The organism is Actinacidiphila sp. DG2A-62 (assembly GCF_035825295.1).
In the GTDB taxonomy this organism is placed as follows: domain Bacteria; phylum Actinomycetota; class Actinomycetes; order Streptomycetales; family Streptomycetaceae; genus Actinacidiphila.
In genome coordinates this window covers 7,475,439-7,495,056 of the sequence record NZ_JAYMGI010000002.1, presented here as the reverse complement: position 1 = coordinate 7,495,056, position 19,618 = coordinate 7,475,439, and the positions used below count along the sequence as shown (strand labels likewise).

Genomic DNA, 19,618 nt, shown 5'->3' with positions numbered 1-19,618 from the left:
ATCTCGTGGTCCCCATCACAGTCGCTGAGGAGCGCAATGCACGGCTTCATCTCCGCCTCCGGGCGCCACCCAGGAACCACCCGTCCGCGTCTGGCGGCTGTGGCCGCCGCCTGCGCCGTGGCGCTGGCAGGCTGCTCCGGCGGTGGGGCCGGTTCGCAGACCAGTTCCCAACTGTCCCTGCAGTTCCCCGGGCCGCCGGTGAGCCTGGACCCGGCCAAGGCCGGCAACGGCGGCTCCGCGGTCTTCGTCTCGCTGGCCTACGACCCGCTGATCTACCTCAGCGGCAAGGGCGAGCTGGTCCCCGACCTGGCCACGCGGTGGGGCTTCACCGACCGAACCAACAAGGTGTTCGAGCTGACCCTGCGCCAGGGCGTGACGTTCTCCGACGGCTCCGCGCTGGACGCCAAGGCGGCCGTCGCCTCGATGAACTACTTCCTGGGCGCGGGCGGCGGCCTGGTCGGCAAGGTGGGGCCGGTCGACAAGATCGAGGCCGTCGCGCCCACCAAGGTGCGCATCACCTACAAGAAGCCCACCCCGGAGGCTGCGTCCACGCTGACCCAGTACAACGGGATGGGCAACCTCATCGGGCCCAAGGGGCTCGCCGCCCCCGCGTCACTGCTGACCTCCAGCGACGGCACCGGCCAGTTCGTCTACGACGGCGCCACCTCGGTCTCCGGCAACCGGTACGTGTACAAGAAGAACCCGCACTACTTCCAGCCGGCCGCCCAGCACTTCGACTCCGCGGTCGTCCGGGTCATCAACAACCCGAACGCCGTGCTGTCGGCCGCCCAGACCGGCCAGGTCCAGTTCGCCTCCGGCAGCTCCAACACCGCGTCCGCCGCCAAGCGGTCGGGCCTGAAGGTCGACACCGCGCCCTTCTTCAACTGGTCGCTCAACCTGGTCGACCGCAAGGGCGCCGTCGCCCCCGCCCTCGCCGACGTGCGGGTGCGGCAGGCGATCGCGCTGGCCTTCGACCGCCCCGCGATCGCCAAGGCGCTGGCCGGCGCGTACGCCTCGGGCAGCAACCAGGTGCTGCTGCCGGGGACCGATGGCTACGACCGCGGCATCGGCTACGGCTACGACGTGGCCAAGGCCAAGTCCCTGCTCACGCAGGCGGGTTACCCGAACGGGTTCAAGCTGAAGGTCCTGACGGAGTCCGTGCTCGACGTCAACGACACCTACTCGCAGGCCATCGCCGACGCGCTGAAGGCCATCGGCATCGACGTCACGCTCCAGGTGCAGACCACGGGCATCGCCCAGTTCACCGCGGACGCCCTGTCCAAGAAGTACGCCGCGGTGATCTTCCCCACCGCCGGCACCACCATGTCCGAGCTGAACTCGCAGATCATGAGCGGCCTGTTCAACCCCTTCGGCTCGGCCGACGGCACGCTCGACTCCATCCTGCAGCAGGCCGCGACGGCCACCGACGCGCAGACCCGCACCACGCGCTACCAGCAGGCGTCGAAGCGGCTGCAGGACCTGGCCTGGACCGTGCCGATCTTCGCCACCCAGAACGTCTACTACACGGCGGCGGCGCTGGAGAACGTCCAGTCGTCGGTGCTGAACCCCAACCCCATGCCCGTGGGCCCCACCGCCGACCTGTCCTGGCGGCTGAAGTGACCCGCGCGGCCCCGCCGACCCCAGGAACAGGAGGCGCGCCGTGTGGCGGCTGATAGCCCATCGCCTCGTGATGTCGATCCCCCTCCTGCTGATCGTCTCCCTGATCGTCTTCGGCCTGGAGGCGGTCGTGCCGGGCGACGCCGCCCGCACGATCCTCGGGGAGAACGCGACGCCCCAGAGCCTGGCCGCGCTGCGCGACCAGCTCGGACTCGACGACCCGTGGGCCGTCCGCTACTGGCACTGGCTGTCCGGCGCCCTGCACGGCGACCTGGGCACCTCGATCATCAGCGGTGTGGACGTGATGTCCAGCCTGAACAGCCGGCTGGGCGTCACGCTGTCGCTGCTGGTGCCGAGCATGCTGCTGAGCGCCGTCGCCGGAGTCGCCCTCGGCTTCGCCAGCGCGGTGCGCGGCGGCGCGCTGGGCCGGTTCATCGACGTGGTCTCGCTGTTCGGCTTCGCGCTGCCCAGCTTCTGGATCGCCCTGATCCTGGTCACCTTCTTCGCCGTGCACCTGGGCTGGCTGCCGGCCACCGGCTACCAGGACTTCGCGGCCTCCCCCGCGGGGTGGCTGAAGTCGATCGTGCTGCCCGTGCTGGCGCTGAGCCTGCAGGGCATCACCTCCGTCGCCAAGCAGACCCGCGACACCGTGATGGAGGTGCTGGAGACCGACTACGTGAAGTTCCTGCGGGCCAACGGCGTCCCGGAGCGGTCGGTGCGCTACCGGCACGTGCTGCGCAACGCCGCCATCCCGGTGGTGACCTCGCTGGGACTGGTCTCCGTCGGGATGCTCAGCGGGGCGGTGTTCATCGAGAACGTCTTCGTCCTGCCCGGCCTCGGTTCGCTCGCCACGCAGGCCACCCTCGACCACGACGTGCCGGTGATCCTCGGCGTCGGCGTCTTCTTCACCCTCTCCGTGATCGTCATCAACCTCCTGATCGACCTCGCCTACGGCCTCCTCAACCCGAAGGTCCGCGTCTCATGACCACGGCAACCGACTCCCCCGCCATCAGACGCGGTGTCCTGCGCGCGGTGCTGGCCACCTGGCGCGGCCGGATCACCGCGGGATTCCTCCTGCTGCTGTTCGTCTGCTGCCTGCTCGCCCCGGTCATCGCGCCGGCCGACCCGCTGCACCAGAGCCTGCGGGACATCCTCGACAAGCCCTCCGGCGCGCACTGGCTGGGCACCGACAGCCTGGGCCGGGACGTGCTGAGCCGGCTGCTGTACGGCGGCCGGTCGTCCATCATCGGCATCCTGGAGGGCGTGGCCGCGCACCTGGCGGTCGCGGTGCCGCTCGGCGTCGCCACCGGCTATCTGGGCGGCAGGTTCGACCGGTTCGTCATGCGGGCCGCCGACATCGTGATGTCGGTGCCGGTGATCGTGATCCTGCTGGCCATCCTCTCCATCTTCGACCACTCCATCGCCGCCGCGATGATCACTCTCGGCGTGCTCGGCGCCTCGGGCACGATGCGCATCGTCCGCGGCGCGGCGATGACGGCCCGGCAGGAGCTGTACGTCTCGGCCGCCGAGCTGCTCGGGCTGAGCCGCACCCAGATCATCTTCCGGCACATCCTGCCGCGCTGCCGCGGCGTCATCATCGTCCAGACCTCGCTGTTCGCCGCGCTGGCCATCGGCATCCAGACCGGTCTGACCTTCCTCGGGCTCGGCCCGCCGCCGCCCGCCGCGACCTGGGGCGGCATGGTCAACGAGGCGGCCACCACGCTGAGCACGGCGCCGTGGCTGCTGGTTCCGTCCGGCGGCCTGATCGCCCTGACCGTGCTCGCCCTGGGCGTGCTCGGCGACACGGTGCGCGACGTCACCGCGCAGAACCACACCTCCTCCGGCGGCCTGCGGGTCAAGAAGAGCGCCCGCCGGCGTGCCGGGGCCGCGCCGGCCCGGCCCCCAAGGGGACCGCCCTGCTGTCGGTGCGCGACCTGAGCGTCTCCTTCCTCACCCCGCGCGGCGAGGTGGAGGTCCTCTCCGGCGTCAGCTTCGACCTGGACGCCGGGCAGACCCTCGGCCTGGTCGGCGAGTCCGGCAGCGGCAAGTCCGTCACGGCGCGGGCGGTCCTCGGCCTGTTGGAGGCCAACGGCGCCGTCACCGGCGGCTCGGTGGTCTTCGACGGCCGCGAGCTGACCCGGGCCACCGGCAAGGAGCTGGCCGCCCTGCGCGGCACCCGGATCGCCCTGATCTCGCAGGAGCCCATGGTCGCGCTCGACCCCTCCTTCCGGATCGGGTCGCAGCTGTCGGAGATCGTGCGGGCGCACACCGGGATGTCCCGGCAGGCCGCGCGGCGCCGGGTGCTCGAACTCATGGAGATGGTCGAGCTCCCCGACCCCGAGGAGATGGCCAGGCGCTACCCGTTCCAGATCTCCGGCGGGATGGCCCAGCGCGTCGCCATCGCGGCCGCCCTGGCCGGCTCCCCGACCTGCTGATCGCCGACGAGCCGACCACCGCGCTGGACGTCACCGTGCAGGCGGACATCCTGGCCCTGCTGCGCCGTCTGCAGCGCGAGAGCGGCATGGCCGTCCTGCTGGTCACCCACGACTGGGGCGTGGTCGCCGACATCTGCAGCCACGTGGCGGTCATGTACGCAGGCCAGGTCGTCGAACGGGCCTCGGCCGAGGAGGCCTTCGGCGCCGCCGCCCACCCGTACACCGCCGCGCTCATGGCCTCCAGCCCGGAGAACGCCCCGCGGCGCGCGCCGATCCACGCCGTCGCCGGGTCCGTTCCGCCGCCGGGCAGCCGCTTCGACGGCTGCCGGTTCAAGGACCGGTGCGCCCTGTCGGAGTCCGACTGCGCGGGCCACGACATCCCGCTGATCCGAGTGAACGAGGAGCGTGTCAGCCGATGCATCCACACCGAACTCCTCCAGGCGCAGCCGTGAAGGGCGCGGCCGTGAAGAGCGGCGCCGCGAAAGGTGGCGCCGCGAAGGGCGCGGCACAGGCGGACGCCGCGGCCGAACTCACCGTCAGCGACCTCGTGGTGGACTACCCGATCGGCCGCCGCCGGCACCGCCGGGCGGTGGACCGGGTGAGCCTGAGCGTCCCGGCCGGCCGCGCGGTCGGCCTGGTCGGCGAGTCCGGGTCGGGCAAGTCCAGCGTCGCCAAGGCCGTTCTCGGCATGGCCCCGCTCAGCTCCGGCCAGGTCGCGTACGGCGACCAGGTGCTGAACGGGCTGCGCCGCGGCGCCCGGCCGCAGGACATCCAGGTGGTCTTCCAGGACCCGTACAGCTCCCTGGACCCGACCAAGACCATCGGCTACACCCTCCAGGAGCCGCTGCGCGCGCACGCCGCCCGTACCGGCCGCCCGCTGCCGCCGGCCGACCGCGAGGAACGCGTACGGGCCATGCTGTCCAAGGTCGGGCTGCCCGCGCAGACGGCGGACCGCTACCCGGCCCAGTTCTCCGGCGGGCAGCGCCAGCGCATCTCCATCGCCCGCGCGCTCATCCTCCAGCCGCGGCTGCTGATCTGTGACGAGGCCGTCAGCGCGCTCGACCTGTCGGTCCAGGCGCAGATCCTCAACCTGCTCCTGGAGCTGCAGCAGGACCTGGGCCTGTCGCTGCTGTTCATCACCCACGACCTGTCGGTCGTCCATCACATCGCCGAGGATCTCGTGGTCCTCTTCCGCGGCCGGGTGATGGAGACCGGGCCGGCGGAGCTCGTCCACCGGCGGCCGCAGCACCCCTACACCCGCCAGCTCGTCGTGTCGGCGCCGCTGCAGGACCTCGACCGGCAGCGCAGGCGCCGCGAGCGCCGGGAGGCGCTGGCCCTGCCGCCGGCCCGGCAGGCCCCGCTCGGCGACGCCTGCCCGTTCGCGCACCGCTGCCCCTTCGCGGTCGACCGGTGCCGCAGCGAACGGCCCCTGCTGCGGCCCGCGCCCCTGGGCGGGCAGGTCGCCTGCCACCGCGCCGACGAGCTGCCGCCCTGGTCCGACGACCTCACCCACCCCCGCGAGGCGACCGGGAGCACCGCGCCATGACCCTGCGCCACCTGCACGAGCTGGAGGTCACCGCGGCCTCGCAGCCGCTGGGCACCAGCCGCCTGCCGGCGGACGGCGTCGGCGTCGACCTCGGGCCGCACGGCTACCGGGAGCGCGAGTTCCTCGCCGCCGGCACCGCCGGGGAGTACCGCCACCGCGACGGCGTGCTGGAACAGATGGGCGAACAGCCGTACGTCACCCGGGTCCTGGTGCGCGCCCCGACCGCCGAGCGCTTCAACGGCGTCGTCCTGGCCGAACCGCTGCATCCCGACTACGACAGCGCGAGCACCTGGCAGACCGCGCACCCCTGGATCACCGGCACCGGAGCCGCCTGGGTGGGCATCACCCAGGACCACCGGATGGCGGCCACGATGCGCGAGGCGTTCGACCCCCGGCGCTACGGCGAGCTGTCGATCCCCGCCGCCGGACTGCGCTGGGACGTCGTCGGCGGCATCCTCGCCGCGCTGCGCACCCCCGCCCGCAGCCCGCTGGCCGGCCTGGCCGACCGGGTGCGGCACGTCTACCTGTCGGGCTGGTCGAACACCGGGAGCTTCTGCCGGGTGTTCCTGGGCGACGGCTTCCACCAGCGGCACCGCCTGCCCGGCGGGGCGCCGGCGGTGGACGGCTACCTCATCGGCATCTCCTCCGGGGCCGCCGGCGCCGCGGGCTACCCGCCGCTGGGCGACGGCTCCCCGGTGCTGCCGGACGACGACCCGCGGCGCGTCATCGGCCCCGCCGACGTACCGGTCATGGAGATGCTCAGCGAGCTGGAGAGCGAGACGCACCGCCCGGCGCTGCGCGAGGACAGCGACGCGCCCGGCGACCGCTACCGCCTCTACCAGGTCGCCGGCACCTCCCACGACAACCCGCACCTGTGGCCGGTGCTGACCAACCGCACCCAGTTCGCGCGGCGCGGGCACGACGTGCCGCTGCGGCGCATCAACGAACGGCTCAGCGACGCCCGGATGGACGCCGTGGCCCGCGCCGGGTACGCCCTGCTGCACCGCTGGGCGTCCACCGGCGCCGCTCCGCCGCGCGTGGAGCGCTTCTCCTACGCCGACCCCGAGGGCGCCGGGGCCGTGCAGGAACTGGCCCGCGACGAGCGGGGCAACGTCCTGGGCAGTGTCCGCACCCCCTGGGTCGAGGCCCCGCTGGCGGCCTACCGCCCGCACAGCACGCCGGCGCCCGGTTACTGCCGCCCCTCGCCCTGGGCGCCCATGGGCACCGCGGAGATGGTCGCCGCGATGATCGGCCACGCGGACCCGCTGCCGGCCTGCGAACTGCGCGCGCTCTACCCGACCCGGCGGCACTACCTGGACCGGTACGAGGCCGCGTGCGCGCGGCTCACCGCCCAGGGGCTGCTCCTGGAGGCCGACGCGCGGGCACTGCTGGCCGCCGCGCGCGACCGCGCACTCCCCCATCTGCCCGACGAGGCCGCCGGCACAGCGGCGGTCCAGGAGAAAGGAACCCGTTCGTGAGCATCCTGGCCCTCGACGGCGCCGACGTCTGGTTCGAACAGCACGGCGCGGGCGGTGACGTCGTCATCTCCAGCGCCTCCGGCTTCGGGCCGTATCCGGCGATCCTCGCCGAGGACCCGTACGACTGCACGGTCGTGACGGTGCAGGCGCGGGGGTTCGGACGCTCGACGCACCTGGCCCGGCCGCCTGCCGCTGGCTGGCTGGACCAGTGGGGCGCGGACGTGCTGGCCGTCGCCGACCACCTCGGCATCGACACCTTCGTCTACACCGGCGTCTCGCACGGCGCCGGCATCGGCTGGCACCTCGCCCGCAACCATCCCGAGCGGCTGCGGGCCCTGGTCAGCGTCGTGGGCACCCCGCACGACCGTTCCGGGGACACCTCGTCGTCGGCCGGGCGCAGACGCGTCGTCGAAGGACGCCGCGATCCGGCGGTCCTGCGCGAGCAGTTCGGCATCATCGGCGGCCCGACCGAGGGCGAGGAGCGGCTCGGCATCCGCGAGCGGACGCTCGCCCGGCTGGTGGAGCACCACCTCGCCTACACCGAGGAGGAGGCGCTGGTGAACCAGGGCATGCCCTTCCCCGAGGCCGCGGACAACGAGGAACTGGCGAAGATCCTGGCCACCGTCGAGGTGCCCGTGCTGTCCCTGGCCGGGCTGCGCGACGGCGTCATCTCCCCGCAGTCGGCGCTGCGCGCCGCGACCGCGGTGCGGCACAGCAAGACCGTGCTGTTCGAGGACGAGGGCCACTTCATGGCCGAGGAGCGCCCGCGGCGGCTGGCCCGCGAGGTGAAGGTCTTCCTCGCCGAACTCGCCGACTACGAGACCAACGGAGGGCACTGGCGATGACGACGCTCCTCGCCGTCGGCGACATCATCCTCGACGAGCCCGACCCGGACTCGTTCTTCGAGCCGAGCCGTCCGGTCCTGCTGGGCGCGGACGCGGTCGTCGGCCACGTGGAGGTGCCGCACTCGACCACCACGACGCAGACCAGCACGGACGTCCCGGCCCCGCCGGCCGATCCGGCGGCGCTGGGCGCCCTGGCCCGCGCGGGCTTCTCCGCGGTGACGCTGGCCGGCAACCACATCGCCGACGCCGGGCCCGAGGGCGTGCTCGACACCGTGCGGCACGCCCGCGAGCACGGCCTCGCCACGGCGGGCGCGGGCGCGACTCTCGCCGAGGCCAGGACGCCGGCCGTGGTCCGCGCCGGCGACCGCACCGTGGCCGTGCTGAGCTACAACTGCGTCGGCCCGCGCGAGAGCTGGGCGACCTCGGCGAAGCCCGGCTGCGCCTACGTCCATGTGCTGACGCACTACGAGCTGGACCACGCGAGCCCGGGCGGGCCGCCCAGCACGTACACCTTCGCCGAGCCCGCCAGCCTCGACGCGATGCGGCAGGACGTCCGGGCCGCCCGGAAGCGGGCGGACATCGTGGTGGTCGGCCTGCACAAGGGCGTCGGGCACACCCCGGCCGTGCTCGCGATGTACGAACGGCCGGTGGCGCAGGCCGCGATCGATGCCGGCGCCCACGCGGTCTTCGCCCACCACGCGCACATCATGCGCGGCATCGAGATCTACCGCGGCCGGCCCGTCTACCACGGCCTGGGGAACTTCGTGACCGTCACCCGCGCCCTCACCCCCGCCGACGGCGACGACAGCCCGGAACGCCGGGCGTGGGCGCGGCGCAGGGTCGAGCTCTACGGCTTCGCCCCGGACCCGGACATGCCGTACTACCCCTTCCACCCCGAGTCCAGGAACACCGTCGTCGCCTCCGTCGAGGTCGACGACGACGGGCGGGTGCACGCCCGGCTGCTGCCGTGCCGCATCGACGACCGGGGCCGGCCCGTGCCCGTGACCAGGACGTCGGGCGGCGAGGACGTCCTCGACTACGTCCGCGACATCAGCCGCAGGGCCGGCCTGGACACCCGCTTCGACTGGAGCGGCGACGACATCGTGACCATCACGCAGGGAGAACAGCGGTGACCGACACGTCGCAATCCGACCGCACGCCGAGCCGCCCGCTGGCCGGCACCGTGGTCCTCGACCTGACCACGGCGCTGTCCGGTCCCTACGCCACGCTGCTGCTCGGCGGGCTCGGCGCCACCGTCGTGAAGGTCGAGAACCCCGCCACCGGCGGCGACAGCGCCCGCACCAACTCGCCGTACTACGGACCGAACGGGCTGAGCGCCGCCAGGACCTCCGAGACCGACATGTCGGTGTCGATGATGGGCCGCGGGCGCAACAAGAAGAGCATCACCATGAACCTGAAGGACGCGCGGGGACGCGCGACCTTCCTGCGGCTGGCCCGCAACGCGGACATCGTCGTGGAGAACTACGCGGCGGGCACCGCGGACCGCCTCGGCGTCGGCTACGAGGACGTGCGGGCGGTCAACCCGTCGGTGATCTACACCTCGATCAGCGGGTTCGGCGCCGGCGGCGGCACCGCCAAGGCGATGGACTCCATCATCCAGGCGCTGAGCGGGGTGATGTACACGGCGGGCGAGCCGGGCACCGACCCGGTCCGCTTCGGCCTGCCGGTCGGCGATCTGCTGGCGCCGCTCTACGCGGTCATCGGCACCCTGGCCGCCAAGCTCCAGCGCGACCAGGACGGGGTGGGCCAGCACGTCGACGTCTCCATGCTCGGCGCGCTGACCTCGCTGCTGTCCACCGAGCCCTTCGACGCCCTCGCGCAGGTCGGCATGCCGCTGCGCTCGGGCAACGCGGTGCCGCGGCTGGCGCCGTTCGGCATCTTCCCGGCCAAGGACGGGCAGATCGCGCTGTGCGGGCCGACCGACACCTTCGCCCGCGGCGTCTTCCGGGCGATGGGCCGCCCGGAGCTGATCGACGACGAGCGGTTCGCCACCCGCGACCAGCGGGTGCGGCACGCGACCGAGCTCCACGAGATGGTCGGCGCCTGGTCGCAGGGCCGGCCGCGCGCCGAGGCCGTCGCCGCCCTGACCGGGCAGGGCGTGCCGGCCGCCGAGGTGCTGGAGCCGGCGGACGCGCTGCGCAACCCCGACGTGCTGCGCCGCGAGGAGGTCGTCGAACTCGGCCACCCCCAGCACGGCTCCACCGGCCTGATGGGCCCCGGCGTCCCCATCCGGTTCTCCTACGCCGACGTCCGGCTCGACCAGCCCGCCCCCCATCTCGGGGAGCACACCGAGGAGTTGCTCGCGGAGATCGGCGGGCTGTCGGCGCAGGAGATCGCCGCGCGGCGCCGGGAGGGGGTGGTCTGATGGCGCAGCCCCTCCAGGCGCACCGGCCGGCCGCCGCGCTGCGCGCGGCCCACGAGGACCGGGGACTGCACGCGCGGCGCCACCGCGCGCGGGGCCTGCCGGTGGTCGGCTACGTCGGCTGCGACACCCCGGTCGAGCTGATCACGGCCGCCGGCGCCCTGCCGGTCCGGCTGGCCGGGCGCGCGGGACGCGACACCTCGCTGGCCCGCACCTATCTGGACGGCGCCGTCGACCCGCAGGTGGTGAACGTCCTGGCGGCGATCCTCGCCCCCGAGGACCGCGACCCGGCGCCCGACCTGATCGTCGTCACCCACGACTGCGACGCCTCGCTCCAGCTGTTCCACACGCTCAGGGAGCTGCGCAGGATCGGGGCCGAGACCTTCCCCCCGGTGCACTTCGTGGACCTGCTGCACCTGCCCGGGGAGCCCACCCGCCGCTACAACCTGGGCCGGCTCCGCCGGTTCGCCGACCAGCTGGCGGCCTGGCGCGGACGCGCCCTGGACGCGGCGGAGCTGGCCGAGGCGGTCGCCGACCACGACGCGGCCCGCGCCGCGCGCACCGCGCTGCGCCGCCGGGCGGGCGCGCTGCCGGGCGGCGAGCGGTTGCGCCGGTACGCCGCGGGCACCGCCATGCCGGCCCGGGAGTACGCCGACACCCTCACCGCCGCGCTGGCCGGGGACGCCGCGGGGGACGCCGCGCCGGCCGGACGGCGGCTGTTCCTGAGCGGAAGCAGCCACGACACCGCCGACGTCTACGACGCGCTGGAAGGCGACGGATGGCTGGTGGTGGGCGAGGACCACGACTGGGGTGACGGCGGCGACCAGCCGCCCGTCGGCGAGCCGACCCTGGAGGCCCTCGCCGACCACTACACGCGGGCGGTGCTTCCCGCCGCCGTCCGCCCGCCGCTCGGCACGGCCGTCCGCGACGCGCTCGCGGACGGCGGCGCGCAGTACGTCCTCACCTACTGCCGCCGGTACGACGACGCCCACCGGTGGGTGCACCCCGCGCTGGCGGCGGCGACGGCGGCGCCCGCCGCGCTGCTGCGCGACCAGCCCTACGCCGGCATCGACCTGCCCGGCCTGAGCGACCGACTCCTCTCCCAGGAAGCACGGATGACGCGATGAGCGACCGCACCGACACCCGTACCCGCACCGCCCGCCCGCGGCTGGCCGCGGCCGGCGAGGCGCTGGCCCACCAGCGCGAGTGGTTCGCGCGGCTGCGCGGCGAGGCGGCGCGGGGGCGCCCGTTCGCGCTCCTGAACGCCGACGTCCCGCACGAGCTGCTGCGCGCCATGGACGTGCCGTACGTGGTCAACCAGTGGTGGTCGTCCATCATCTCCGCCAAGCGGATGTCGGGCCGGTACCTGGAGGCGCTGCGCGAGCGCGGGCTGCCCGACGACGTCGAGCAGTACAGCGCGCTGCCCCTGGCCGAGGCGCTCTCCCCGCGCGGCGACGACGCGCCGTGGGGCGGGCTGCCGCTGCCGTCGGTGGTGATGGCCGACGGCTCGGGCGACAGCCTGCGCCGGATGTTCCAGCTGTGGGAGAGCGAACTGGGCGTGCCCTTCCTGCCGTTGGAGAGCGCCGCGGCCGAGGCCGTGCCGGTCAACTGGTGGGAGCTGATGCGCCACGACTGGGAGACGGCCATCGGCGCGCCGCGCGTCGACCTGCTGCACCAGGAGATGCGGGAGCTCGTCCCGCGGCTGGAGCAGCTCACCGGGGCCCGGTTCAGCCGGGAGCGGCTGGCGCGGGTGATGGCGCTGTCCAACGAGCAGGCCGAGTGGAACCGCAGGACCAGGGACCTGCTGGCGTCCGCCCCGCGGTGCCCCGTCCCGGTCAACGACGTCATCCCCGCGGTGATGATCCCGCAGTGGCACCGGGGCACGCCGTGGGCGACCGCGGCGGCCGAGTCCCTCTACCGCGAGGTCAGTTCGCTCGTGGACGAGGGCCGGGCGGTCGTGCCGCGGGAGCGGCGCAGGCTGATGTGGATCGGCCGCGGCCTGTGGTTCGACATGGACTTCTACCGCTCCTTCGAGCAGTCGCACGGAGCGGTGTTCGTCTGGTCCATGTACCTGGCGCTGGCGGCCGACGCCTACGCCCGCTACGGCGACGACCCGCTGCGCGCCCTGGCCGCCCGGTTCTGCGCCTTCCGGGACCAGATGTACACGCCGCCCTGGTCGGTGGAGTGGTACGTGAAGGAGGCCCGCGCCCACCGGGTGGACGGCGTGGTCCACCTCATCAGCCCGGACAGCCGCAGCAGTTGGTTCACCACGCACGCGCTGCGGGAGGCGGGCGTGCCGGTGACGGAGATCCGGGCGGACAACGCCGACGGCCGTTCCCTGGACCCGGCGGCGCTGCACGATCAGGTCGCGCGCTGGATCGAGTCGCTGCCCGACCGCGGCTGAGCGGCTCCGGTCAGCCGCGCGATCAGGCCGGCCTGCGTGCTGCCCCACGTCTCCCGCACCCGGGCGCCCCGCGGCGTGATCTCGAAGGTGGCGTGGTCGGTGTAGACCCGGCTGACGCAGCGCACGCCGGTGAGCGGGTAGGTGCAGGCCGGCACCAGCTTGGCCGCGCCGTTCTTGGCGAAGAGCGTCATCATCACGTAGACCTCCTTCGCGCCGATGGCCAGGTCCATGGCGCCGCCGACGGCGGGGATGTCGTCGGGCCTGCCGGTGTGCCAGTTGGCGAGGTCGCCGGTGGTGCTCACCTGGAAGGCGCCGAGCACGCACACGTCGAGGTGGCCGCCGCGCATCATCGCGAAGGAGTCGGCGTGGTGGAAGTAGGACGCCCCCGGCAGTTCGGTGACGGGCACCTTGCCGGCGTTAGTGAGGTCCGGGTCCACCTGGTCGCCGGTCGCCGCGGGGCCCATGTTGAGCATGCCGTTCTCGGTGTGGAGGACGACCGCGCGGTCCGCGCCCAGGTGGTCGGCGATCCTGGTGGGCTGCCCGATGCCGAGGTTCACGTACGAGCCGTGCGGGATGTCGCGGGCGATGACGGCGGCCAGCTCGTCCGTGGTCAGCGGTCCGCGGTCGAGGTGCTCGACCACGTCGGCGGCGGTGGCGGTCACGAGGCTCATCGTGCTCCCTGGACGGTGTAGTGCCGGGCCCGGACCGGGACGATCCGGTCGACGTGGATGGAGGGGGTGACGACGGCCTCGGGGTCGAGTCCGCCCAGCGGGACGACCTCGGCGACCTGGACGATCGTGGTGGCCGCCGCGGTGGCCATGACCGGCCCGAAGTTGCGGGCCGTCCTGCGGTAGACGAGATTGCCCATCGGGTCGGCCCGGTGCGCGGAGATGAGCGCGTAGTCGCCCCTGATCGGGTGCTCCAGCACGTAGTCGCGGCCGTCGATGGTCCGCGTCTCCTTGCCCTCGGCCAGCGAGGTGCCGACCCCGGTGGGGCAGAAGAACGCCCCGATGCCCGCGCCCGCCGCGCGCATCCGCTCCGCGAGGTTGCCCTGCGGCACCAGTTCGAGCTCGATCCGCCCGGCCCGGTACAGCTCGTCGAAGACGTACGAGTCGGACTGCCGCGGGAACGAGCAGACCACCTTCCGCACCCGGCCGGCCTTGAGCAGCGCGGCCAGGCCCACCTCGCCGTTGCCCGCGTTGTTGGACACGATCGTGAGGTCGCGGGCGCCCTGGCGGATCAGCGCGTCGATGAGGTCGAACGGCATCCCGGCGAAACCGAAGCCGCCGACCAGGACGGTGGAGCCGTCCTCGATCCCCGCCACCGCCTCGTCGCAGGTCTGCAGCAGGCGTGCGCGGCTCATGAGCGGGCCTCCGGGTTCTCCAGCACGACGGCCAGCCCCTGGCCGACGCCGATGCAGATCGCCGCGACGCCGTACCGCTCCCCCCGCTCGCGCAGCACCGCGGCCAGGGTGCCGAGCAGGCGCCCGCCGGAGGCGCCCAGCGGATGTCCGAGCGCGATCGCGCCGCCCTTCTGGTTGACCAGCTCCGGGTCGCGCAGGCCCTCCTTCAGCCACGCGTCCACGCACACCAGGGACTGCGCGGCGAACGCCTCGTTCAGCTCCACCGCGCCGACCTGGTCCCAGCCGACGCCGGCCCGCTCCAGCGCGCGGCCGGCCGCCTCGACCGGGGCGCGGCCGAAGTCCCGGGGGTCGAGCGCGGTCGCGCCGCGGCCGGCGATCCGGGCGAGCGGCTCGCGGCCGATCGCGCCGGCCGCCCGTTCGCTGCCGAGCAGCACCGCGCAGGCGCCGTCCGACAGCGGCGACGCGTTCCCGGCGGTGATCGTCCCGTCGGGGCGGAAGGACGGCTTGAGCCCGGCCAGCACCTGCGGGGTCGTCGACGGGCGGATGCCCTCGTCGCGGTCCAGCCCCTCCACCGCGGTGACGACCTCGTCGTAGAAGCCGTCCTCCCATGCCTGGTGGGCGAGCCGGTGCGAGCGTGCGGCGAACTCGTCCTGACGCGCGCGGCTCACCCCGTGCCGCTCCCTGAGCTGCTCGTTGCACTCGCCGAGCGAGACCGTCCACTCCTGCGGCATCCGCGGGTTCACCAGCCGCCAGCCGAGGGTGGTCGACACCGCCGCCGTGTCCCCCGCGGGGAAGCCGCGGGCGGGCTTGGGGAGCACCCAGGGCGCGCGGGTCATGGACTCCACGCCGCCGGTGAGGACGATGTCGGCGTCGCCGGTCTCGATCTGGCGGGAGCCGGCCATCGCGGCGTCGAGCGAGGACCCGCACAGGCGGTTGACGGTCGTGCCCGGCACGGTGGTGGGCAGGCCGGCCAGCAGGGCGGCCATCCGTCCGACGTTGCGGTTCTCCTCTCCCGCTCCGTTGGCGTTGCCCCAGACCACCTCGTCGACGGCGGCGGGGTCGAGCCCGGGGGCGCGGGCGAGCAGTCCGGTGACGGCCGCGGCGGCGAGGTCGTCGGGGCGGACGCCGGCCAGTGCGCCGTTGAACTTCCCGAAGGGTGTGCGGGTCGCGGCGTAGATGAATGCAGTCACGCTGTCACGGTAGGAGCGGTCGGCGATAGAGTGAAGTATCCATATCAGGGCCGATTGAGAGGTGTGCGATATGGATCTGCGCCACCTGCGCTACTACGTCGCCGTCGCCGAGGAGCGCCACTTCGGCCGCGCCGCCGAGCGGTTGCACATGGCCCAGCCGCCGCTGTCCCAGGCGATCCGGCAGCTGGAGGGCGAACTCGGGGTCGCGCTGCTGCACCGCACCACGCGCCGCGTCGACCTCACCGAGGCGGGGCGGGCCTACCTCGAACGCGCCCGCGCGATCCTGGCCGGCGTCGACGAGGCGGCCCACCTGGCCCGCCGCGTCGCGGACGGCGTCGTCGGGCGGCTGGCGATCGGCTGCGTGGGGTCGGCGACGTACAGCCTGCTGCCCGCGCTCTCCCGGCACCTGTCCGCGGAGCTGCCCGGCATCGACTTCTCCTTCCGGGGCGAGATGCTCGCGCCCGACCAGGCGGAGGCGCTGCGCGACGGGACCGTCGACGTCGCCATGCTGCGGCCGCCGGCGGCCGATCCCTCGCTCGCCGCCCATCTGCTGCGCCGCGACCGGCTGGTGGTGGCGCTGCCCGCCGACCACCGGCTGGCCGCGCGGCGGCGGGTGCGCGCCGCGGACCTGGCCGGCGCGGATCTGATCGTGCACGCGTCCAACCACCGCTCCGTCATGTACGACGTGGTGCTGCGGGTGCTGCGCGAGGCCGGCGTCGAGCCGCGGATCAGGCACGAGGTCAGCGAGACGTCGACGCTGGTCACCCTGGTCGCGGGGGGCCTCGGGGCGGCCGTCGTGCCCGAGCCGGTCACGGCGCTGACCCTCCCCGGTGTGGTCTACCTGCCGCTGGTCCGGCCGGCCGCCACCGTCGACCTGGCCGTCGCCCACCGGGCCGACCGGGCCGAGCCCCACCTGCTGCGCACCGTCGAGGTGATCCGGCGGATGACCCGCCCGGCTGCCGCCGCACGGCCGCCGCGCGACCGGTGACCGCGGGCCGTCTCACCGTCTCACTGCCCCGCCTCACCCGCGGCGCCCGCGGCGCCCTGACCGCCCCTGCCCGTCCTCGTAGCCGGACAGCCGGTCCAGGAGCTGCGGCAGTGCGCTCAACCGCGCCTGCTCCTCCGGGGTCAGAAGCGCCTCGACCGCCTCGGCGATCCAGTCGCGCCTGGCCGCGCGGTCCCGGTCCAGGGCGGCGCGCCCCCGCTCGGTGAGGGTGACCACGATACGGCGACCGTCCCGCGGGTCCTCGCGCCGCGCAATGTAGCCCAGGGCCTCCAGCTCCTTGACCGTGCGGCTCTGACTCTGGTGGCGCACCCCGCGCCGCTGGGCCAGGGCCGCGGTGGAGGCGTCGCCGTCGCGGTCGAGCAGGCCCATGGTCGCGGCCAGCGGCGGCTGCAGGGCGTCGGCGCGCGAGCGCGTCGCGCGCACGAACCTGCCGACGGAGATCCGCAGCCGTTCCGCCAGACGATCGTGGTCAGCCATGCGCCGACTATACAGCTGTGCTGTACTTCCGCCGGCGCCGCGGCGACTCCTCCCGCCGGGCGGCCACGGCGAAAACATACAGCAAAGCTGTACACTTCCCTGTACGATCAAGCCCTCGAACCACCCCTCGCGGGCCCACTGGCCCGCGAGCCAGCCCAGGAACGGAAGACCATGGAACTGACCAAGTTCGCCCACGCCTGCGTCGCCCTGGAGAAGAACGGCGCCACGCTCGTGCTGGACCCCGGCACGTTCACACCCGAGGCGAAGGACGCGGTCGCCGGCGCCGCGGCCGTGCTGATCACCCACGAGCACTTCGACCACTTCGACGACGCCCTGGTGGCGGCCGCCCTGGACGCCGATCCGGAGCTGCGCGTCTACGGGCCGCGCGCGGTGCTCGACGCACTCGGCGCCCACGAGGGCCGGGTGCGCGCCGTCGCGGCCGGGGACTCGTTCGACGTCGGCGACTTCGCCGTCACGGTCCACGGGCGGCGGCACGCCACGATCCACCCGGACATCCCGGAGGTCGACAACGTCGGCTATCTGGTCGACGAGTCCCTGTTCCACCCGGGCGACGCGTACGCCGTTCCCGACGCCACGGTCGACACCCTGCTGCTGCCCACCAGCGGGCCGTGGACCAAGCTGGGCGAGGCCGCCGAGTACCTGCGCGCGGTGCGGCCCCGCCAGGTGCTCCAGATCCACGAACTCATGCTCAGCGCCCTGGGCCAGCAGTCGACCCGTACCATCCTGGCCGGACTGACCGGCCTCGACCTCGCCCTGCCTGCCGCTGGCGAGAGCGTCTCCCTGTGAGCACCGGGGCGCCGTCGGCGGTCCCGTCCCCCGGCCGGCGCGCTCGTCAGGCGGATGCGGCGCGCACGCCGGGTGCGGCCGGTACGGGAGGCGCGGCGGAGGCGGCGGACTCTGCCGGCTCGGCGGAGGCGGCGGACTTTGCCGGCTCGGTGGAGGCGGCGGCCGCGACCGCGGCGGCGGCGCGTACGAACGCGGCGACGGCCGGCGACCGGGCCTCCTGGGGCCAGACGACGGCGAGCGTGGCGTCCGGCACGTCGTCGACCGGCCGGTAGACGATCTCGGCGCGCGGGTAGCGCCTGGCCACCGAGGCCGGGGTGAAGAACACGACGCTGCCCGTCTCGACGAGGCTGAAGATCTCCGACAGGTTGGAGGCCGGCGGCGCGGCCCCGGGCCGGGTCCCGGCGGGCCAGCGCGCTGGCCGGGGAGCCGCCGGGGAGCTTCCGGTCGGCCAGGTCGGCCAGGCTCAGCCGCGGCCGGGCGGCCAGCGGATCGGCGGCCGCCAGGGCGACCAGGACCTTCTCGGTCAGCAGCGGCTCGCTGTCCAGACCGCGGGCGTCGAAGGGGCACAGCACCAGCGCCACGTCGGCGAGGCCGTCGCGCAGTGTCTGCGGCTGCTCGCCGAAGCCGCCGAGCACCAGCTCCGGCGGCAGGGCCGCGCCCTCGGCGCCGTAGGCGTCCAGGATCTGCGGGAGCAGGCCGCCGTCGACGTCCGCCTTGAGCGCGATCCGCAGCCGCGGTCTCGCCTTCCCCGCCTCCCGGACCCGGCGCGCGGCCGCGGTGACCGCCTCCAGCGCGGTCCGGGCGTCGCGCAGCAGGACCTCCCCGGCCGCGGTGAGCCTCACCTGCCGGGTGGTCCGCTCGAACAGCGCCACGCCGAGCTGCTTCTCCAGCAGCCGAATCGACCGGGACAGCGGCGGCTGCGCCATGCCCAGCCGGGCGGCGGCCCGCCCGAAGTGGAGTTCTTCGGCCACCGCGACGAAGTACCGGAGCTGGCGCACCTCCAGGTCATTCATACCACCAGGGTATCAACCCTGACCGAGCCGGTCCTTCACGCGCGCCCGCGCCCCGGGTTGACTCGAAGACATCCGGCGCCGCCCCGCCGCGGGGCCCGCCGTTCGACCGTCTTCCACGGAGGTACTCGTGATCGTCGTCACCACGCCGACCGGCGACATCGGCCGGCAGGTCCTGGACCGCGTCCTGGACAGCGGGGAGAAGGTCCGCGTCGTCGCCCGCGACGCCTCGCGGCTGCCGGAGCGCGTGCGGGCCCGCGCCGAGGTGGTGGAGGGCTCCCACGGCGACGCCGCGACGATCGCGAAGGCGCTCGACGGCGCGGACCGCCTGTTCTGGCTGGTGCCCCCGGCCGGTTTTGACCACGCCGCCCCGGCCAGGGACTACTACCTGGACTTCTCGCGGGCCGCCTGCGAGCAGGCCGCGCGCGGCGGCGTGCGGGTGGTGGCCGTCACCTCGCTCGGCCACGGATACCGGCGCGAGGCCGGCCTGCTGTCGGCCGCGCTGGCGATGGACGAGCTGTTCGTGGACGCCGGCGTGCACTACCGGGCGCTGGCCCTGCCGTTCTTCATGGAGAACCTGCTCCGCCAGGCGGGGGCGATGGCGGAGCAGGGAGCGTTCGCCATGGCGAACACCGCGGACCGGCCGCTGCCGACGATCGCCACCGGGGACGCGGCGGCGGCCGCGGCCGGGCTCCTCCTCGGCCCCGCCTGGAGCGGCCCGGCCCGCGTCCCGCTGGCCGGCCCCGACGACCTGACCCCCGAGGCGATGGCCGAGGTGATCTCCAAGGCCCTCGGCCGCCCGGTGGCCTACCGCCAGATCCCCCTCCCGGACTTCCGCGCCGCGATGCTCCGGCGCGGCGCGAGCCAGGCGATGGCGCAGGGCATGGCCGAGATGGTCGAGGCGCAGAACGACGGCATCTACGACGCCGAGCCCCGCGACCCGGCCACCACCGCAGGCACCGCCTTCCACCAGTGGTGCGAGACCGCCCTCGTGCCGGCCGCCCGGTCCTAGCCGGGACCGCCCGGACCAGCCGCTCTGCGTCCGGCCTCAGCCGCC

19 protein-coding genes and 1 pseudogene are annotated in these 19,618 nt (G+C 74.3%); 15 read left to right on the top strand and 5 right to left on the bottom strand.

The genetic code is table 11. The features are described 5' to 3' along the window. The first annotated feature begins 36 nt into the window (after nucleotides 1-36). Genes VSR01_RS33280 through VSR01_RS33225 form a run of 12 tightly spaced genes read left to right on the top strand, consistent with a single transcriptional unit; the run spans nucleotide 37 to nucleotide 12,708 of the window. The gene (locus tag VSR01_RS33280) at nucleotides 37-1,620 is read left to right on the top strand and encodes an ABC transporter substrate-binding protein (protein WP_326452701.1); all 1,584 of its coding nucleotides are present in this window, start codon (nucleotides 37-39) and stop codon (nucleotides 1,618-1,620) included. Nucleotides 1,621-1,660: 40 nt separating this feature from the next. After that, nucleotides 1,661-2,602, top strand: a complete 942-nt coding sequence (locus VSR01_RS33275) for an ABC transporter permease (protein WP_326452700.1) — start codon at nucleotides 1,661-1,663, stop codon at nucleotides 2,600-2,602. Next, on the top strand, nucleotides 2,599-3,555 hold the full coding sequence (locus VSR01_RS33270) for an ABC transporter permease (RefSeq protein ID WP_326452699.1): 957 nt from the start codon (nucleotides 2,599-2,601) through the stop codon (nucleotides 3,553-3,555). Before VSR01_RS33275 ends, VSR01_RS33270 begins: the two co-directional genes overlap by 4 nt. Next, nucleotides 3,543-4,052 (top strand): ATP-binding cassette domain-containing protein, encoded by a 510-nt coding sequence (locus tag VSR01_RS33265; protein WP_326452698.1) that lies wholly within the window; start codon nucleotides 3,543-3,545, stop codon nucleotides 4,050-4,052. The genes VSR01_RS33270 and VSR01_RS33265 overlap by 13 nt, the downstream gene beginning before the upstream one ends. A 35-nt stretch (nucleotides 4,053-4,087) precedes the next feature. Further along, on the top strand, nucleotides 4,088-4,504 hold the full coding sequence (locus VSR01_RS33260; RefSeq protein ID WP_326452697.1) for an oligopeptide/dipeptide ABC transporter ATP-binding protein: 417 nt from the start codon (nucleotides 4,088-4,090) through the stop codon (nucleotides 4,502-4,504). An 11-nt stretch (nucleotides 4,505-4,515) separates the two neighbouring features. Next, the gene (locus VSR01_RS33255) at nucleotides 4,516-5,598 is read left to right on the top strand and encodes an oligopeptide/dipeptide ABC transporter ATP-binding protein (protein ID WP_326452696.1); all 1,083 of its coding nucleotides are present in this window, start codon (nucleotides 4,516-4,518) and stop codon (nucleotides 5,596-5,598) included. Further along, on the top strand, nucleotides 5,595-7,076 hold the full coding sequence (locus VSR01_RS33250; protein WP_326452695.1) for an alpha/beta hydrolase domain-containing protein: 1,482 nt from the start codon (nucleotides 5,595-5,597) through the stop codon (nucleotides 7,074-7,076). Before VSR01_RS33255 ends, VSR01_RS33250 begins: the two co-directional genes overlap by 4 nt. Continuing rightward, on the top strand, nucleotides 7,073-7,921 hold the full coding sequence (locus VSR01_RS33245) for an alpha/beta fold hydrolase (RefSeq protein WP_326452694.1): 849 nt from the start codon (nucleotides 7,073-7,075) through the stop codon (nucleotides 7,919-7,921). Before VSR01_RS33250 ends, VSR01_RS33245 begins: the two co-directional genes overlap by 4 nt. Further along, on the top strand, nucleotides 7,918-9,054 hold the full coding sequence (locus VSR01_RS33240; protein WP_326452693.1) for a CapA family protein: 1,137 nt from the start codon (nucleotides 7,918-7,920) through the stop codon (nucleotides 9,052-9,054). The genes VSR01_RS33245 and VSR01_RS33240 overlap by 4 nt, the downstream gene beginning before the upstream one ends. Beyond that, nucleotides 9,051-10,307: a CaiB/BaiF CoA transferase family protein gene (locus tag VSR01_RS33235; RefSeq protein WP_326452692.1), complete on the top strand. Its 1,257-nt coding sequence runs from the start codon at nucleotides 9,051-9,053 to the stop codon at nucleotides 10,305-10,307. Before VSR01_RS33240 ends, VSR01_RS33235 begins: the two co-directional genes overlap by 4 nt. Then, nucleotides 10,307-11,431, top strand: a complete 1,125-nt coding sequence (locus VSR01_RS33230) for a 2-hydroxyacyl-CoA dehydratase family protein (protein WP_326452691.1) — start codon at nucleotides 10,307-10,309, stop codon at nucleotides 11,429-11,431. Before VSR01_RS33235 ends, VSR01_RS33230 begins: the two co-directional genes overlap by 1 nt. Beyond that, the gene (locus VSR01_RS33225; protein WP_326452690.1) at nucleotides 11,428-12,708 is read left to right on the top strand and encodes a 2-hydroxyacyl-CoA dehydratase family protein; all 1,281 of its coding nucleotides are present in this window, start codon (nucleotides 11,428-11,430) and stop codon (nucleotides 12,706-12,708) included. The genes VSR01_RS33230 and VSR01_RS33225 overlap by 4 nt, the downstream gene beginning before the upstream one ends. Here VSR01_RS33225 and VSR01_RS33220 read toward each other — a convergent pair. Genes VSR01_RS33220 through VSR01_RS33210 form a run of 3 tightly spaced genes read right to left on the bottom strand, consistent with a single transcriptional unit; the run spans nucleotide 12,666 to nucleotide 15,261 of the window. Next, a complete protein-coding gene (locus tag VSR01_RS33220) occupies nucleotides 12,666-13,379 on the bottom strand; it encodes a 3-oxoacid CoA-transferase subunit B (protein ID WP_326452689.1) in 714 nt (237 codons plus the stop codon). The two genes, VSR01_RS33225 and VSR01_RS33220, sit on opposite strands and share 43 nt — an antisense overlap. Next, nucleotides 13,376-14,071: a 3-oxoacid CoA-transferase subunit A gene (locus VSR01_RS33215; protein WP_326452688.1), complete on the bottom strand. Its 696-nt coding sequence runs from the start codon at nucleotides 14,069-14,071 to the stop codon at nucleotides 13,376-13,378. Before VSR01_RS33215 ends, VSR01_RS33220 begins: the two co-directional genes overlap by 4 nt. Further along, nucleotides 14,068-15,261, bottom strand: a complete 1,194-nt coding sequence (locus tag VSR01_RS33210) for a thiolase family protein (RefSeq protein ID WP_326452687.1) — start codon at nucleotides 15,259-15,261, stop codon at nucleotides 14,068-14,070. The genes VSR01_RS33215 and VSR01_RS33210 overlap by 4 nt, the downstream gene beginning before the upstream one ends. A 70-nt stretch (nucleotides 15,262-15,331) precedes the next feature. On the opposite strand from VSR01_RS33210, the gene VSR01_RS33205 reads away from it, so the two are divergent. Further along, nucleotides 15,332-16,249, top strand: a complete 918-nt coding sequence (locus VSR01_RS33205; RefSeq protein ID WP_326452686.1) for a LysR substrate-binding domain-containing protein — start codon at nucleotides 15,332-15,334, stop codon at nucleotides 16,247-16,249. Between the two features lie 33 nt (nucleotides 16,250-16,282). On the opposite strand, the gene VSR01_RS33200 is transcribed toward VSR01_RS33205, so the two are convergent. Then, entirely contained in the window at nucleotides 16,283-16,744 is a 462-nt protein-coding gene (locus tag VSR01_RS33200; protein ID WP_326452685.1) for a MarR family winged helix-turn-helix transcriptional regulator, read from the bottom strand. Between the two features lie 171 nt (nucleotides 16,745-16,915). Here VSR01_RS33200 and VSR01_RS33195 point away from each other — a divergent pair, with 171 nt between their 5' ends. After that, the gene (locus VSR01_RS33195) at nucleotides 16,916-17,551 is read left to right on the top strand and encodes an MBL fold metallo-hydrolase (RefSeq protein ID WP_326452684.1); all 636 of its coding nucleotides are present in this window, start codon (nucleotides 16,916-16,918) and stop codon (nucleotides 17,549-17,551) included. Between the two features lie 46 nt (nucleotides 17,552-17,597). On the opposite strand, the pseudogene VSR01_RS33190 reads toward VSR01_RS33195, so the two are convergent. Then, nucleotides 17,598-18,564 (bottom strand): annotated as a pseudogene (locus VSR01_RS33190) (LysR family transcriptional regulator). 127 nt (nucleotides 18,565-18,691) lie between these two features. Here VSR01_RS33190 and VSR01_RS33185 point away from each other — a divergent pair. Next, nucleotides 18,692-19,573, top strand: coding sequence for an NmrA family NAD(P)-binding protein (locus tag VSR01_RS33185; protein WP_326452683.1), 882 nt, complete (start codon nucleotides 18,692-18,694; stop codon nucleotides 19,571-19,573). The last annotated feature ends 45 nt before the right edge of the window (nucleotides 19,574-19,618 follow it).

What these genes read in the sequence shown, in the direction of transcription:
- VSR01_RS33280 (WP_326452701.1), top strand. Translation starts at nt 37, where the DNA reads ATGCACGGCTTCATCTCCGCCTCCGGGCGCCACCCAGGAACCACCCGT.
- VSR01_RS33270 (WP_326452699.1), top strand. Translation starts at nt 2,599, where the DNA reads ATGACCACGGCAACCGACTCCCCCGCCATCAGACGCGGTGTCCTGCGC.
- VSR01_RS33250 (WP_326452695.1), top strand. Translation starts at nt 5,595, where the DNA reads ATGACCCTGCGCCACCTGCACGAGCTGGAGGTCACCGCGGCCTCGCAG.
- VSR01_RS33240 (WP_326452693.1), top strand. Translation starts at nt 7,918, where the DNA reads ATGACGACGCTCCTCGCCGTCGGCGACATCATCCTCGACGAGCCCGAC.
- VSR01_RS33230 (WP_326452691.1), top strand. Translation starts at nt 10,307, where the DNA reads ATGGCGCAGCCCCTCCAGGCGCACCGGCCGGCCGCCGCGCTGCGCGCG.
- VSR01_RS33225 (WP_326452690.1), top strand. Translation starts at nt 11,428, where the DNA reads ATGAGCGACCGCACCGACACCCGTACCCGCACCGCCCGCCCGCGGCTG.
- VSR01_RS33220 (WP_326452689.1), bottom strand. Translation starts at nt 13,379, where the DNA reads ATGAGCCTCGTGACCGCCACCGCCGCCGACGTGGTCGAGCACCTCGAC.
- VSR01_RS33215 (WP_326452688.1), bottom strand. Translation starts at nt 14,071, where the DNA reads ATGAGCCGCGCACGCCTGCTGCAGACCTGCGACGAGGCGGTGGCGGGG.
- VSR01_RS33205 (WP_326452686.1), top strand. Translation starts at nt 15,332, where the DNA reads ATGGATCTGCGCCACCTGCGCTACTACGTCGCCGTCGCCGAGGAGCGC.
- VSR01_RS33200 (WP_326452685.1), bottom strand. Translation starts at nt 16,744, where the DNA reads ATGGCTGACCACGATCGTCTGGCGGAACGGCTGCGGATCTCCGTCGGC.
- VSR01_RS33195 (WP_326452684.1), top strand. Translation starts at nt 16,916, where the DNA reads ATGGAACTGACCAAGTTCGCCCACGCCTGCGTCGCCCTGGAGAAGAAC.